This is a genomic window from Pseudomonas sp. FDAARGOS_380 (assembly GCF_002591235.1).
Taxonomy (GTDB): domain Bacteria; phylum Pseudomonadota; class Gammaproteobacteria; order Pseudomonadales; family Pseudomonadaceae; genus Aquipseudomonas; species Aquipseudomonas salmasensis.
In genome coordinates this window covers 2,835,790-2,851,635 of the sequence record NZ_CP023969.1, presented here as the reverse complement: position 1 = coordinate 2,851,635, position 15,846 = coordinate 2,835,790, and the positions used below count along the sequence as shown (strand labels likewise).

Annotated in this window: 11 protein-coding genes; 5 read left to right on the top strand and 6 right to left on the bottom strand. The window is 52.5% G+C overall.

The window, feature by feature from the left end; translation table 11 throughout:
• Nucleotides 1–560: 560 nt before the first annotated feature.
• A complete protein-coding gene (locus tag CRN80_RS13460) occupies nucleotides 561–1,292 on the bottom strand; it encodes an SDR family NAD(P)-dependent oxidoreductase (protein WP_016973801.1) in 732 nt (243 codons plus the stop codon).
• A 755-nt stretch (nucleotides 1,293–2,047) separates the two neighbouring features.
• On the opposite strand from CRN80_RS13460, the gene CRN80_RS13455 reads away from it, so the two are divergent.
• Nucleotides 2,048–2,548: a GNAT family N-acetyltransferase gene (locus CRN80_RS13455; protein ID WP_016973803.1), complete on the top strand. Its 501-nt coding sequence runs from the start codon at nucleotides 2,048–2,050 to the stop codon at nucleotides 2,546–2,548.
• A gap of 278 nt (nucleotides 2,549–2,826) precedes the next feature.
• On the opposite strand, the gene CRN80_RS13450 is transcribed toward CRN80_RS13455, so the two are convergent.
• From CRN80_RS13450 to CRN80_RS13430, 5 genes are all read right to left on the bottom strand, one after another.
• Nucleotides 2,827–4,158: an IS4 family transposase gene (locus CRN80_RS13450; protein ID WP_090234666.1), complete on the bottom strand. Its 1,332-nt coding sequence runs from the start codon at nucleotides 4,156–4,158 to the stop codon at nucleotides 2,827–2,829.
• Nucleotides 4,159–4,301: 143 nt separating this feature from the next.
• Nucleotides 4,302–5,807 carry an efflux transporter outer membrane subunit gene (locus CRN80_RS13445; protein WP_031320350.1) on the bottom strand — a complete coding sequence of 502 codons (1,506 nt, stop codon included), beginning with the start codon at nucleotides 5,805–5,807 and terminating at the stop codon, nucleotides 4,302–4,304.
• Nucleotides 5,808–5,821: 14 nt separating this feature from the next.
• The gene (locus CRN80_RS13440) at nucleotides 5,822–9,007 is read right to left on the bottom strand and encodes an efflux RND transporter permease subunit (protein WP_016973805.1); all 3,186 of its coding nucleotides are present in this window, start codon (nucleotides 9,005–9,007) and stop codon (nucleotides 5,822–5,824) included.
• Nucleotides 9,008–9,182: 175 nt separating this feature from the next.
• Complete coding sequence (locus CRN80_RS13435) at nucleotides 9,183–10,358, bottom strand: efflux RND transporter periplasmic adaptor subunit (protein WP_098950338.1); 1,176 nt, start codon at nucleotides 10,356–10,358, stop codon at nucleotides 9,183–9,185.
• 163 nt (nucleotides 10,359–10,521) lie between these two features.
• On the bottom strand, nucleotides 10,522–11,796 hold the full coding sequence (locus CRN80_RS13430) for an MFS transporter (RefSeq protein ID WP_098950337.1): 1,275 nt from the start codon (nucleotides 11,794–11,796) through the stop codon (nucleotides 10,522–10,524).
• A 356-nt stretch (nucleotides 11,797–12,152) separates the two neighbouring features.
• On the opposite strand from CRN80_RS13430, the gene CRN80_RS13425 reads away from it, so the two are divergent.
• The 4 genes from CRN80_RS13425 to CRN80_RS13410 all read left to right on the top strand — a co-directional run bounded on the left by CRN80_RS13425 (nucleotide 12,153) and on the right by CRN80_RS13410 (nucleotide 15,602).
• Nucleotides 12,153–13,142: a GlxA family transcriptional regulator gene (locus tag CRN80_RS13425; RefSeq protein WP_016973808.1), complete on the top strand. Its 990-nt coding sequence runs from the start codon at nucleotides 12,153–12,155 to the stop codon at nucleotides 13,140–13,142.
• 264 nt (nucleotides 13,143–13,406) lie between these two features.
• On the top strand, nucleotides 13,407–14,147 hold the full coding sequence (locus tag CRN80_RS13420) for an SDR family oxidoreductase (RefSeq protein ID WP_016973809.1): 741 nt from the start codon (nucleotides 13,407–13,409) through the stop codon (nucleotides 14,145–14,147).
• Nucleotides 14,148–14,514: 367 nt separating this feature from the next.
• Nucleotides 14,515–15,120, top strand: coding sequence for an SCO family protein (locus tag CRN80_RS13415; protein WP_016973810.1), 606 nt, complete (start codon nucleotides 14,515–14,517; stop codon nucleotides 15,118–15,120).
• A complete protein-coding gene (locus tag CRN80_RS13410) occupies nucleotides 15,120–15,602 on the top strand; it encodes a copper chaperone PCu(A)C (protein WP_098950336.1) in 483 nt (160 codons plus the stop codon). The genes CRN80_RS13415 and CRN80_RS13410 overlap by 1 nt, the downstream gene beginning before the upstream one ends.
• Nucleotides 15,603–15,846 lie beyond the last annotated feature (244 nt).

Below are 15,846 nucleotides of genomic sequence, written 5' to 3'. Positions count from 1 at the left end.
AAAGTCAGACCTTCGAGAGCACTGGATCTGCAACCGGAGTGATTAATAACGCGAGACATACTGCCTTCTCTACAAGACGATCGGACGGCATTCACCGGCAGTCGCTGCAGCGACGACCTAGCGTAAACGGACGACAAAAAACGAGCGGTGGCAGACTAATCAAGCCGGCCCCCTTGTAAGCGTTAACTGAGGGAAAGCTCGAGGATGGGCTGAGGACCAGGAGTATCCAGAGGGTTGCCTTGCAGTGCATCTCGCGACGAGAGCGCGGCTTTTGTCCGATTCGTAGTAGCAAGGTCAGGCAGAAAAGTAAGGCGATGCTCAACTTCGCCACAGTACAGATTAGGCAACAAATACTACCGGCCCAACCATGGGTTGAACGGTCAGTGAGGTCCATGCTCTGTGCCGGATTATGGCTGCCCCATGCAGAGCAAACTGACCGCCAGCAATAAGTTTGAGCCATATCATCTGCCCATGCCCTAAGCCGAATCACCACGTTGAAAACTGCTGCTACAGGACCTTTTCTCACTATGGCTTAACATTCTCAGATCCGGCCATCAACGTTAGACATGCTGGCCACCGTTAACGTGAATCTCTGCGCCGTTTACATAAGAAGCGCCACCGGTGCAAAGGAAGTAGACGAGCGAGGCAACTTCTTCAGGTTTTCCCAGCCGGTTCATCGGCACTAGCCGTTCAACGATTTCCGCAGTGCCTGCGGACAGTATTGAGGTTTCGATTTCTCCAGGTGCGATAGCGTTGACCCTTACGCCATGTCGGCCGAAATCAAAGGCCATTTCCCGAGTCAGGGCGGAGAGCGCAGCTTTGGATGTGGAATAAGCGACACCAGCGAACGGGTGCACCTTGGATCCTGCAATAGAGGTAACGTTGATGATGCTGCCTTTTGCAGCTTTCAATTCATCAAACAGCCCCCGCGCAAGGAGGGCCGTAGAAAACAGATTGACATTGAAGACCTTGATCCAAGTTGCATAGTCGGACTCCAGAACACCAAGGCGTGTCCCCTCAGGCCCCTTAGGCGAAACTCCGGCATTGTTTACCAATGCATCCAAGCGCCCGCCCAATTTCCCCCTGATGGCCGCCAGGCTGTCACTGACGCTATCAATATCTTCGAGATCAAGATGAATGTGGTTGAGTAAGCCCTCGGCCCATGGGCATTCAGCGACCCAGTCCTGGCGAGAGGCGGTGAAAATCCTCCACCCAGCGGCTTGAAAGTGTTTGACGGTGGCATGGCCTATGCCACGACTGGCACCGGTCAATAACAATGTCTTTTCGCTCATACATGCATTTACCTGTTAGAAAGTTTCGCTTTGTTTTTAGCGGTCTAGGTCAAAAAAAATCGCGATCTTCAATGTGCTACATTTGGGCAGGGCGTCATGAGTGGCCATGACTCTCATAGCCGCTTTTGTTCGCTGCAAACATCGGGTCACCCGCTGGGATCCCAAGCACTTTTTGGCCATTTCTCGTTTCCTTGCATTGAAGCGCCTGAACGGTGATGAGCGTCCTTCTCCTGGATGAGGATGAGTCAATCTTGCCGTTCGAACGTTCGACTCTACGTCTGACTACAGGAGGCGGAAACGACTTTTTTCCCTCATTACCGGTCACGGGATGACCCACTTACGGTGGCACCAAACTGCAGGTTTCTTCCGTCAAGAATCGCGGCTTCGGGGAGTTGGGCCCCAGCCCAGAATCGTAAGTTCGCGAAGGGCCAAGACCGGTCCCGGCTGGCTGCGGTTTGTAAGGCACTGCACTCGATTGGCGGCTTGTACGAAGTTGAGCTACTCGCCCGGGATATGAGCGATGGGGATCGGCGGCGCATATCTGCTTAGTTATGCAATGTGACTTCGGCGGACGCATACGAACTGACCTCACAGCTCTGTTGTAGTCCGGCCGAGGCTCCTTGTTTGGTCATTATTCGCGCTCATGGGATCTCGACAGGCTTGCATTCCATGGGCTCACTTCGTAACACTTGAGTTGCGTGCTGCCAACTCAATGGTCGGTACGCGCTAATATTTACCAATCCAAGGAGCGATGAATGCGTGTGCGTCCAGCGATAACGGGTGACTCTGAGAGCATGAGTAGAATCGCGAAGGCTACCTTTTCACTGGCGTGCCCAGCAGACACTCCAGCAGAAGAATTAGAGCGCTACATCAGCGAAAATCTGACCGCGCGTTGTTTTCAGGCCGCGCTGGATTCGTCAAACCAAGAAGTGCGAGTGTTGGAGAAAGCCGGTGATATCGTGGGTTTCAGTTTGGTCGATTACAAACCAGATCGATTAAACATCCCACTGGCGGATGGCATCCCTGAGTTGAAACGATGCTATGTCGATTCAAAACACCATGGAACCGGTGCCGCACAGCTCCTCTTAACTGAGACGCTTGCTGGTATTTCAGAACGTATCCGGCTCACGGTGAATGATCAGAATGCCCGCGCAATAGGCTTCTACCAGCGTAATGGATTTTTGACAGTTGGAGAAACCAGTTTTCAATGCGGCGATGATGTCCATCGAGACTTGGTGATGGTACGTGAACTGTAGGGTTGCGGTTTTTGCGTAAGCGTTCCGGGAAAACAGATTGCGAGACTCCTGCATTCAGGCGATCGGTGCCGAGTACCTAGGTCAGGTCGCCGGACGCTCACAATGAAAGGTCAAATCGAATGCAAACGCGTAGTCAACTGGAGTGCAATCTTGCGACAGGTAGGCACCCGTCTAATTAGGCAAGGTGTGTGAGCGGATGCTTACTGCGGTTTGGCTCTGGCTGGGAAATTTCCGTTGGGTTTGAAGCATAAAAAGCGGGTCAAGTTGACTAATGCCAGTCAGTTAAGCTGACTGGCATTTTTATTTCTGATCGGATACTTCGGTGATTTCAGCCGAATCGCCCGAGGATAAACGCGCTCCTCACGTCGATGCGGCAGCACGTAGTGCGGCGCTGAAGCATGAAGCTCGGCCAAATACTTGGGAATGTTCCCGGAACGGTCGGCGGAGACGCTGTTGATAAACCCGAGAATCGCCCAAGTGCAGGCGGTAAAGCTCATTTCGCACGGGTAAATGCCAGGACAGTGGCGACTCATTTCCACCATCTGATAGCGCAACAAGTTGTAGCCCAACAACACGCCCCACAACTCTTGCTCGATCATCTCTGGCGTCTTGCTGCGCAGCGTATAACTGCTGTTGAGCAGCGTCTGTTTCATCTCCCGAAATCCGAGTTCAATCTCCCATCGCTGGCTGTACAGATCGACGATTTCGTCGGATGGAAAGCGCAGCGGATCGGCCATCGACGTCAGGATCTGACACACCTTGCCCTTGACGGTTTTGCTCAGCAGTCGCGCGGTCAGCCGATCCGGCAACCCGGGCCATTGCTTGCGGGCCTGCGGCGAAGTGCTCAGCGAAACAATCGCATCCTGGCGCCCCAAACGCTGGATCACCTCGTACTGCGAGCCTTTTTTCAGCGGCATCAGCCAGTGGCGTTCGACGCCTGCTTGCTGCCATTGATGCAATAAACCTAACGAGTAAAAACCACGATCAAACAGCGTCAGCGAGTGATCGGGGGTGGTTTCGATCAGTTGCTCGGCCAGTTTCATTTCGTTGCTGCGGTAGCCGTCAAACGCACTTCCAATCAGCAAATGGCTGGTCAACTCCATTTGGCAGACCATGCGCACCTGAGGAAAACCGGTGTCGCCATGCTGGTTGCTGGCGGAGTCATAGCGCGCCCGATTTTCCGGCGTGTCGGGCGTGCGCCAGACAACGCCATCGACGCCCAACAAACGCAGACCGGCCCAAGTCGGATGGCCGGCCGCCTCATGCCAACTTTTCTGGGTCAAATCGAAGACTTGTCGTACAGCTTCGCTGCCCAATCTCTGACGGGCCTGAACTACGGCGCTGGGGGCCACCAACGGGCGCTGGCCCGGCAACATGATGTTCATGCGACTGACCACATCCCAGGCAGACATGCGCCGGAAGAACGCCATGGAAATCACGCACCAGAGCATCATTTCCAGCGGCAAACGACGCTTGCGCAGCGTCGCCACACCCGCTTGTTCAAGCGCCTGTTCGACCAAAGAAGGATCGATCAAGGCATCCAATCCCTCGATGGCGTTGGGGGTAGAGGCGATGTTGTGGGTCAGTTCCAGTGCCCGAGCGAGACGCATAAAAAAATCCGATGCCAGTGTAGGCATCGGATTTTGATTTTTTGCGGCCAAAGGTCAAGCGAGAAGGCTTAACTGATCGGCATTAGTCAAGTTGACCCGCTTTTTATGAGCAATTCAAAGCCGTTCAGGCTGCGTGATCACCGCTAACGCCCATTGGAGGCAATGTTAGCGTCGGCTCGGTCCCACCCCCCACCTAAGGCTCTAATCAGGCTCACCGTTGCAATGGCCTGAGTGCCAGTCAGACGACTCAGTTGCAGTTCGGTTTGTAAGACCTGGCGCTGAGCATCGATAACTTCCAAATAGCTAATTTGCCCCTCTTCATACTGAGTTTTAGAAAGTCGCTCTGTCCGTATTGATGCTGCAACAGCTTCGCTTTGATTACCTTTCTGATCATCGAGCAACCTCAGATCTGCAAGGTTGTCTTCTACCTCTCTAAAGGCCACCAATACTTGCTCCCGATACTTCGCAACCTGCTCGTCGTATCGAGCCCTTGCAGAGGCGAGATCTGCTTTCCTCCGACCACCATCAAATATCGGTAACGTCAGCGCCGTTCCCGCAAGAGGGCCTAGTAGAAAAGACCGAGTCGACCAGTCGAACAGATTCCCCAGCGATGACGACTCGAAGCCGGCGGCGGCATTTATGTTAAGCCGCGGGAAAAATGCTGATTTCGCCAATCCGATTTGTGCGTTAGCCGCGGCCATAGCTCTCTCGGCGGCAGCAATATCTGGACGGCGCTCCAGTAGGGCTGATGGTAACCCGATAGGCACCTGGGTCGCGATGGGCTCTATAGGTGAGTCAGGGAAGTCGAAGTCGGCAGGAGACTTACCCAACAACACTGCAAGACTATGTTCTGACGTCGCACGCAGCCGTGCGATCCCTACCGAGTCCGCCCTCGCGGTAGATAGTTCGTTGCGCGCTCGCGAGAGGTCAAGTTCGCTTATGTCGCCCTCTTTGAATCGCCCCTCTACTAATTTCAGGGTGTTTTCACGCAGGGTGACCGTGCGACGAAATAGTCGAAGTTGGTTGTCGTACTCACGCAGCTCGAAATAATTTTTAGCCACGTCAGCTTGGAGGGCTAACAGCACAGAACGATACAGCGCCTCGTTCTGTGCTTGATTAGCGAGCGCGGTGTTCACTTGTGAATCCACCTTCCCGAACAGGTCTACCTCGTAAGAGGCTGTCGCCTGCGCCCGCCAAAGAGTCTGCGTGGACCCACTCGCATCGTCAGACAACAATTGTGAGGCAGGAGACAGGCGTTCACGCGTAGGACCAAATCCCGCATCTAGGGACGGGAACCATCCCGCTCGGGCTGATTGGGTCAAGGCTCTCGATTGCTGTACTCGTGCGGCAGCCGCCTTCAGATTCTGATTAGCCTCTGCGGCTTGCCGCTCCAGGTCGTTTAGCACCGGATCGCCAAAGACTAGCCACCATTCCCCACGATGCTCGGCATCGGCTGGTTCAGCGTTTTTCCAGGCGCTATCTTTGGGCAATGATGCTTGCTTCTGTTCAGTCGAAGCTTCCTTGAACGCCTGCGGAGTCGGAACGTCGGGGCGGTTGTATGTCGGCTCCACAGAGCATGCTGATAGCAGCGAAAGCAGCGCTGAGGAAGTCAGCAGTCCAAAAATAGACTTTTTGGGTAATTGGATCATTCGTTTGGCTCCGATCATGCGTCCAATGCTTCCGTTGTCAGGTGAGGCGCGTCTTTTTGAGCCACGTGTACTTTGCCACCTGCCAGCGTACGCAGGACTACGTAGAAGACAGGTGTCAGTGCGAGACCGAACAGGGTCACGCCCAACATGCCGAAAAACACCGAGATCCCCATGGCTTGGCGCATTTCTGAGCCCGCACCAGTGGAAAACACCAGTGGAACAACGCCCATGATGAAGGCGATCGAAGTCATGAGAATTGGTCGGAGACGCAAGCGGCTCGCTTCAATGGCTGCCGTCAGCGGCGTGTACCCGTCATGCTCTAGTTCTCTGGCGAACTCGACGATCAAGATGGCGTTTTTAGAAGCCAATGCGACCAATACCATCAACCCGATCTGGGTAAAGATGTTGTTGTCTCCCTGCGTGAGCCACACCCCCGTGAGTGCGCACAAGATGCTCATGGGAACGATCAGGATTACCGCCAAAGGGAGGGTCAAGCTTTCGTACAGTGCGGCCAGTACGAGGAATACGAGCAGGACGCTGACAGGGAAGACCCACATACCGGCATTACCTGCCAAAACCTTTTGGTAAGTCAGCTCAGTCCACTCGAATTTTACGCCTTGAGGCAACACCTCGGCTGCAATGCGCTCTGCTGCTGCTTGGGCCTGGCCAGACGAATAGCCCGGCGCTGGGCCGCCGTTAATATCCGCTGCGGTGTAGCCGTTATACCGAACCACCATGTCCGGACCGTAGGTTGGGGTGATACGAACCAGAGACGATAGGGGCACCATTTCTCCACGGTCGTTTCTGGTTTTCAGCTGAAGGATGTCATCTGCTCGCTGACGAAACGGTGCGTCGGCCTGCACTCGTACCTGATATACACGGCCAAAACTGTTGAAGTCATTCACATACAAGGAGCCAAGGTATACCTGCATGGTCTTGAATACATCGGTAACGGACACGCCCAGCTGTTTGGCTTTCACACGGTCTAGCTCGACGTTTAGCTGCGGGAAGTTGATCTGATAGTTTGTCAGTGACCCACCAAGCTCCGGGGTCACTGCAGCCTTGGCCATGAATGCTTGAGCGGCCTTGTTAAGCTCCTCATACCCGAGGCTACCTTGGTCTTCCAGCTGCATTTTGAAGCCACCCAGTGTGCCAAGCCCGAGTATTGGAGGCGGTGGAAAGGCTGCGACATAGGCTCCTTTGATACTGGCGAACTTTTGGTTAAGGGATGCGACGATGGCCGCGGCGGACTCATCTTTCGATGTACGTTCGCTGAGAGGCTTGAGGGGGACAAAGACAATCCCTGCGCTAGAACTGTTCATGAATCCGTTAACGGACATGCCAGGGAAGCCGACTGCGTGAGCTGCGCCCGGCTGCTTCATGACTATTTCGCTCATCTGGCGAATCACTTCTTCCGTACGGTCAAGAGAAGCGCCATTGGGAAGCTGGGCGATGGTGACCAAGTACTCCTTGTCCTGCATGGGAATGAACCCAGCAGGCACAACGTTCCCCATAACCGCCGTGAGTCCCAGAAGAACCACATAAACAACCAGCATGCTGCCCTTGCGCTTAAGGACGCCTGTTACGCCTTTCGAGTATTGCTCCGAGCCACGATTAAAAACCTTGTTGAATGCTCGAAAAAAACCGCCCAGTAGCTTATTCATCACCCGCGTTAAGGCGTCTTGCTTAGCGTCGTGGCTACGCAAAAGTAGTGCGCTGAGGGCTGGAGAGAGCGTGAGTGAGTTGAAAGCAGAGATCACCGTAGAGATCGCAATGGTCATTGCAAACTGCTTGTAGAACTGGCCCGTGAGACCGCTCATAAATGCCAACGGTACAAATACAGCAACCAACGTGAGTGCGATAGCAATGATGGGGCCGCTGACCTCTTGCATGGCTTTATACGTGGCGTCCCTCGGGGTCAGACCGCTGGCTATGTTCCTCTCCACGTTTTCAACCACAACGATGGCATCGTCAACGACGATACCAATGGCTAACACCATTCCGAAAAGCGACAGGGCATTGATCGAGAAGCCGAAGGCCAGCAAGAGCGCAAAGGTACCGATGATGGACACCGGTACAGCGATCAAAGGAATGATCGCTGTACGCCATGATTGGAGGAACACAATGACGACCACGACCACCAGTGCGATGGCTTCGAGCAGTGTTTCTATAACCGCCTGAATGCTCGACTTCACGAAGCGAGTGGGGTCGTAGATAAGCCTGTAATCCAGGCCGGGAGGGAAATCAGCGCTGAGATCTTTGAGTGCAGCGCGGATTTGATCAGAGATCTCCAGCGCGTTAGCGCCAGGCAATTGGTAGATGGCGAGGGAGACGGCGGGTTTGTTGTCCAGCAGCGCACGCAATCCGTATTCAGCCGCAGAGAGTTCGACTCGGGCGACATCCCGCAGATGAGTAACTGCGCCATTCGGGCTAGTTTTGAGAACGATGTCGCGGAACTCGTCGACGGTCTTCAAGCGACCCTGGGCATTGATTGTCAGCTGTACTGCAGTACCCGGCGAAGAGGGCGCAGCACCAACGGCACCCGCAGCAACCTGAATATTCTGTTCTTGAATGGAAGTGACAATCTCCGAGGCGGTGAGATTACGCTGTGCTACCTTCTGCGGATCAAGCCACACACGCATTGCGTAGTCACCTGCCCCCCACATATCGACACGGCCAACGCCAGGTATCCGCTCAAAGCGCGTTTTGACGTTCCGTAGGCCGTAGTTTCTCAAATACGTTGTGTCGTACCGATCATTCGGCGACACGAGGTGCAGAAAAAGAACTAATGAAGAAGAGCTTTTGAGCGTAGTAACACCCAATCGTTGTACATCTTCGGGCAGTCGTGGCAATGCTTGATTGACTCGGTTCTGTACCAACTGGGTAGCCAAGTCCGGGTCAGTTCCTAATGCGAAAGTTACAGTGATGGTCAGGTTACCGTCACTGTTCGCTTGAGACTGCATGTACAGCATATTCTCAACGCCGTTGATTTTTTCCTCAAGCGGCGCAGCAACTGTCTCGGCAATGACTTTTGGGTTCGCTCCAGGATACTGTGCGCTGATTGTGACCGAGGGCGGAACGACCTCTGGATACTCAGAAATCGGCAGTTTAAATATTGCTATCAACCCTGCAAGCAGGATCACCACGGATAGTACGCCCGCAAAGATCGGACGATCAATGAAGAACTTTGATATGTTCATTAATGACTCTTTAAGTGAGGCGGCTACTTTCTCTCAGCGCTGCTTGAGGGTTAAAAAGACAACAGGACGCTTAAGGATGCACTCTGTTTTATAATCAATGCACGGACCAATAAATCCTAAGTGCCTGAGGGGCATTCATTGTTTATTGGTGAATTTTAGTTAGTGCTGTCGTGGGTCAGTGAGCGTTTCTAGCCTGAGCGTCACTTTGGGGAATTATCTTTCCTAGAACCTGCTCCCCTGGACGGACTCGCTGAATACCGCCTACCACCACCCGTTCGCCCTCTTCGAGTCCGGACGTGATAATGCGATCATTGCCTTGTAGATTTCCCAGCGCTACCGGGCGATAAACAATATGGTCATCCTTTCCCACGACCAAGACAAATCGCTTATCTTGATCGGTGCCAATTGCCGCATCATCAATAAGGAGGGCCGCGTATGGCTCACTGCCGCCCACTTTTACACGCGCATATAGCCCCGGGACCATGGTGCCATCAGCGTTGTCAAACCGTGCACGCATGCGGATAGTGCCTGAGGTAGTGTCGAGTTCATTGTCTACGGATTGGATGACTCCCCGGCGCGAATACCCTGTCTCATCTGCAAGCCCTAGATCAACCGGAACAGTAGCCTTATTGCCGAGTCTGTTGATGTACTTAAGATAAGTCTGCTCATCAGCGTTGAACTCTGCATAAATGGGGTTCACAGAGACAAGCATCGTTAAAGGCGCCGCGCCTGCTCCGGCGTTTACGATGTTTCCAAGTGTTATTTCTGCCCGCGATACGCGACCAGAAATTGGAGCTGTAATCTGGGTATGGCCGAGATCAATTTTAGCGGCATCCAGCGCCGCTTCAGCAGTCTTAAGATTGGCACTGGCCTCCAATGCTGCGTTGTTTTTTTCATCGTAGTCACGTTTCGCTATTGCATTTTCGGCAATTAGGCGCTGTGCCCTCTCCCAGTCGCTTTTCGTGTACGCGGCGCGAGCCTGAGCTGCTGCAACCTGCCCCTTAGCTCGTTCGACTTGTGCTTGGTAAGGTCGTGGATCGATGACGAACAGAGTGTCCCCTTTTTTAACCAATTGGCCGTCATGTATGTTGACGTCCGTTATGGTTCCTGCCACCAGCGGCCTAACCTCAACTTTTTCCACCGCTGCTAATCGGCCAGAATAGATTTGCCAGTCGGTAACGGTTTCTCTTTTAACGACCGCGACATCTACCTCTTGGATTGGGAGCGGGCCTTCCTGTGCTACAGCTTTCTCTGAGCTATCGACCACACTAAAGGCAATGACTCCGGAAATACAAAGCATGCCTGCCGAACAAAGTGCCAGCCTAATGCGGGGTTTGGAATTAGCGCTCATAATTACTCCGAAGTTATTCCTGTTCTAGCTTGACTGTTGTGTGAATGCCAACTTCCGATGGCTAATTCGCATGAAATATGAAATGGCGCTTCTTGGAAGCCAAGGTTTTTGCTTCTCCAGCAACACCGCGACTTTTTTTACAGTGCACGGCATGCGTGAAAAATCACGTTATCGACCTGTTTTCATTGTCTAGAACGCGTTCGCCATTGGCGATTTTTGTTCTGCGGTCGGCACGCATCCACCTTAAGGTAATAACCGCGGATACCGCGATTAGCGGAAAAACAATATTATTCATGCCCTTCCAGCCAAGTAATTGCAATATGGGGCCGGCGGCCAAAGTGGAAAATGCAGTGAATGTATATTGAATAAACTCTGCCACTCCCTGCACCCTGGACTTTTCGGAGGGGTGGTAGGAGGAAGTCAATAAGGTTGTGCCACCAACAAACATAAAATTCCACCCGACGCCTAAAAAAAGAAGCGCGATATAGAACGCGGTCAAGCTGTCCGAAAACTGTGCAATCAATCCGCAAGCTGCACTTAGTGCCATTCCCAGGAATAAAATCGGAGGCAATCCGAATAGGGCAATCAGGCGCCCAGCGAATAGTGACGGCGCGTACATACCCACTAAATGCCATTGAATAATGCTGGCGCCATCATTTATGGAGTGATTGCTGGCGACAGCAGCCAGCGGTGTCGCGGTCATGATGAACATCATCACCACGCCGCCAATAACGTTATTCGAGAGTGCCGCTAGTGAAATAGGTTGCTTGAATATTGTGAGTAATTTGCGTGGCGGCTGTTCGTGGTCATGCAGTTCCAATGGTTCTGGAAGTGCATCTTGGTAACCCAGCCAAAGTAATGCTGCGGAGGCAAGGCCCAGCAGGCATACCATCAAGTACGAGCCGGCGAATAGGACTGGGAACAAATCTGTGCTCCAACTCGCCAACAAAGGCCCAAGAAAAGCGGCGATCACTCCGCCCGCAAGCACCAACGAGATCGCGCGCGCTTTGCGATTGTCAGGTTCCGAATCTGTCGCAGCCAATCGGTAATACTGGGCAAACGCTTGAAAAATACCTACGGCGGCTGTCCCCATGCAAAACAGCCAGAAAGAGTTTAGGAAAACTGCCCATACGGAAATCAATCCGCCTATCGCGCCGGTGAGGGCACCTAGTACAAATCCACGCCGCCTACCTATTTTCTGCATCAGAGTAGAGGCGAAATATGTCGCAATCGCGCCTGCTACGGTGATGAGTGCAAAGGGTAGAGTCGCAAGCGATTTATCGGGTGCGAGCTGATATCCCGTTAAACCGGTCAACGTGAGATCGATTGCGATGGCTGCCGTGAACAAACCCTGGGCTATTGCCAGCACAGCCACATTCGACGGGCTTGATGACTTTTCTAACGCTGAAATGTCTTCCGATAATTTTGATGTGCTCATTGTGTCCGCCTCCAGTCAAGACGGTTCGAGCTGTCTGCCCTTACAACCATGACGACTCTCCTGTTGAGAAACTGGAGCATTCTCTACGTCACTTATGGCGGGAGAAAGGACTTAGTTCCCTCCTTTTTGGTCGTCGGATTACATTAGGAGCTGGTGTCACAAACAGGAAGGCTGATAGCGAAGCGGGACTGAGAGGCGAACAAAAACGATGACGTTTTTTGAGGGTTTTTTGCTCTTTTCGCCATAAAATTTTTAGAGGATGATTTGGGGCCAGCGTTACGAAAATCGGCCAATAGGACGCTGGCGGGGAACAGTAATTCCGAGCAGGATCTATGATTTTTTAAGAAGGTAATTCCATGCGTGACATCGCTTTCCTGGTCTTTCCCGAGTTTCAGATTCTGGATCTCAGCGGTCCGCTGGCGGCCTTTGAGATCGCTAAAGAGATTGGGGTACCAGATCCCTACTGCTGTTCGGTGGTTTCGTTGTCGGGCGGTCCTGTGATGAGTTCGTCTGGTCTAGAAGTAAGGAGTCAGAAGATCAGATCAAGCCCGTACGATACGTTGATAGTGGTCGGCGGTAAGGCTTTTTCCAAACCCTATGACCTCCCCATGGTGTCGGACCACCTCGCTAATGCGGCCGCGAAAGGTACTAGGCGAGTTGCGAGTGTTTGCACCGGGGCTTTTCTATTGGCTTCGGCGGGCCTGTTAGACGGTCGCAGGGCTACTACACACTGGAGGCAGACCGCGCGACTGCAACGCAATTTTCCGAAGGTGCGGGTACAGCCCAATCATATATTTACGAAGGATGGTGGCATCTGGACGTCTGCTGGCATCTCTGCGGGAATCGATCTGGCGCTGGCCATGATTGAGGAAGATCTGGGAAATGCTGTTTCCCATGAGGTCGCCCGCGCCATGGTCGTGTACCACCGTCGGCCAGGAGGGCAGTCACAATTTTCAGCCATGGCCGATATGGAGCCGACGACGGATCGCATGAGGGAGGTGCTTTCCTACATGCGAGAGCATCTAAACGAACAGCTATCAACAGAGCATTTGGCATCAATTGCTTGCCTCAGCTTGCGCCAATTTGGTCGAGCCTTTCTGCTGGAAACGGGGGAAACACCCGCTAAAGCTGTGGAGCGTTTGCGTGTCGAGGTCGCGAGGCTGCGCGTTGAACGTGGGGCGGAACCGATCGAACTGATAGCACACTCGGTTGGCTTCAAGGATCCGGAGCGGATGCGCAGAGCCTTCATCAGAGTTATCGGGCACCCTCCTCAAAGCATCAGACGGCTGGCCGCACATCAGGGTGTTAGCGCTTATGAGGTTACGGTTGAGGCTGAAGTGTCTTAACTGCCCGCTCAGGGTTCATTGCGCTCGGCGCAATCCCCGTTGCAACGGCGTATTTGAGCGCTGTACCGAAAGTCTATTCCTCTTAAAGCCGCCTCATCAGTAGATTCTAATTTCGGAAGGGGAAACAAGTTCGACTAAACCGTATGGCGTAAATCGAGGGGACTAAGTCGTTTTGCAAAGCGCTAGTGACGCTTAAGCTTCAGCTTCTGGGTTTAGTGACCCCGAATGGTCGCGGTAAATCTCAAATCTACTAATGGGACAGTCATGAAAGAACTTTCAGGCAAACGTGCATTCATCACTGGCGCTGCACGTGGTATTGGCGCAGCTATCGCTATCGAGTTGGCAGAAAAAGGAGCTGATATTGCTTTCAGCTATGTTCGCTCTGGGGATGCGGCGGAGGAACTGGCCAGAGAAATTGAGGGATTGGGTGTTAAAGCCTTCCCTATCCAGGCCGATAGTGCGGATCCCCAAGCAGCTACGCGTTCTGTACATGAGGCAGCTAGGCTTTTAGGAGGGTTGGACATACTAGTAAACAATGCGGGCGTCGCTTTTATTTGCCCGCTAGAGACAATGCCGCTGGATCAGATAGACCAGATCATCGCCGTAAACATTAGAGCAGTGATCTTGGCTTCTCAAGCAGCCATTACCTATCTTGGAGAGGGCGGAAGAATCATCAATATCGGTTCCTGTCTGGCGGAGCGTGTGGCCTTCGAATCGGTCACAGTCTATTCCATGTCCAAGTCCTCCCTACTTTCCTTTACACGAGGACTTGCTCGTGAGCTAGGACCGCGTGGCATCACCGTTAATACTGTGCATCCTGGACCTACGGACACTGATATGAACCCAGCCGATGGTGATGGTGCCGATGCGATGAGGGCTCATTCAGCATTAGGCCGATACGGTACTGGGAAGGATGTCGCAGTGGCGGTCGCGTTCATCGCAAGCCCAAGCGCTAAACACATCACCGGCACCGGGTTAAGCGTGGACGGGGGCGTAAACGCGTAGTCCTGATTTATCTACCTACAGACTCTCTGACTAGTTACCCCAGGCACCTTGCTAGTAAGACTGAACGCCATTACGGGGCTAAAGAACTTGGTAGTTCGGGCTGATTTCCAGCAGTCATTCTAGTTGGGTGGCCGGGGAACTTAAATCTTCTTTTCGCGAACGCCTGGTTAGACGAACCACGTTTTACAGTTGAGGCGCCGTCAAAAGCATTAGAGACAACACCCTCAATTCAATCGCACTAGTGATCAGCTCGACCTGAACCGATGTATTTATCCATCGGCAGCACATGATCAATGTATGAAGTAATAATTCAAAGAAGACTTGCTAATCCAATTTTTGGTTTTTTCGTATAAAGAGGCTTGAATCAATGAGCGTTTTGTTGACTCGCCGTAAGGTAATTTCAGGTATGGGACTTCTAGGTATCGGCATGCTGGCAGGATGCGATACCCGAGGTGAGCTATCGTACAAATACGGCAAAGACTTAAGCAATAAAATTCTTGGGCGCACATTCCGGCTAAAAGACACCGACGGCGAGGTAAGAACGCTTTCAAGCTATCGAGGCGTGATGCCCATGATTTTTTTTGGATTCACTCAATGTCCGGCAGTCTGCCCCACCGCCTTGGCTCGTGCAGTTAAAATCAAAAAAATGATGGATAAGGACGGCTACTTTCTTCAGGTTATCTTTATTACGCTCGATCCCGAGCGGGATTCACCAGCCGTCCTAGACGCCTATGTAAAAACTTTTGATCCGTCATTTATCGCTCTTTACGGAACGCTAGAAGAAACAGCGGCTACAGCCAAAGAGTTTGGCGTGTTTTACGAGAAAGTACCGATTGGGTCAACATATACACTTACTCATTCATCGACAAGCTATGTGTATGACTACCAAGGAACGCTACGCCTTGGATTTTCTCAAGCACTTTCGGCACAACAATGTGCAGAAGATCTGATTACACTCATGGAGATTTGCTAATGTATTCAGGTCCAGATTTTACCAATATAAATCAACACGTTAAACAGATGGTACTTGGGTTTTCTCTACTAGGGCTGGCTTTCCAGGTTTCAGCCCAAACGCAGATAGAGGGCGCATGGGTTCGCGCGACAGTGCCAGGACAACAAGCGACTGGTGCGTTCATGACGATAACTGCAAGCAGCGACAGCAAGCTGCTCAGTGCCCAGTCACCGGTGGCGAAAATCGTGCAAGTTCACCAGTCGACAATCAAGAACGACGTGATGCGCATGCAACCAGTAGAGTTCGTCGCCTTGCCTGCTGGCAAAGCAGTCATCCTGGATCCCCACAGCTATCACATTATGCTTATTGACCTGGTGAAACAGGTAAAAGAAGGTGACCAGGTGCTTGTGAATCTTACGGTAGAGAATGCCAAGGGCGAGAAGGAATCGATCAAGGTTGAGGCCACCGCGCGAGCTTTAAATATGGCTGATGACGCAAAATGAATCGATAGTTTCAACGATGAGCGCCAGTAGATAAAAGTGGCTGACCGTGACGAGCGTTTAAACTGGGCGACGCCGCCAGCCACGTTGTCGGATTCGCTGGCCGCGTTTATCGAGTAGATTCGGCATGAAGCTAAGGCAAAGAGTTTTTTTGCCTTAGCTACCTTCGTGCGTGTAACACAACAAAAAATTGCTGGCTTATCTCAGGTGACCTCGCGCGCGACCCTTGTCTGGTTGCGATGCACCT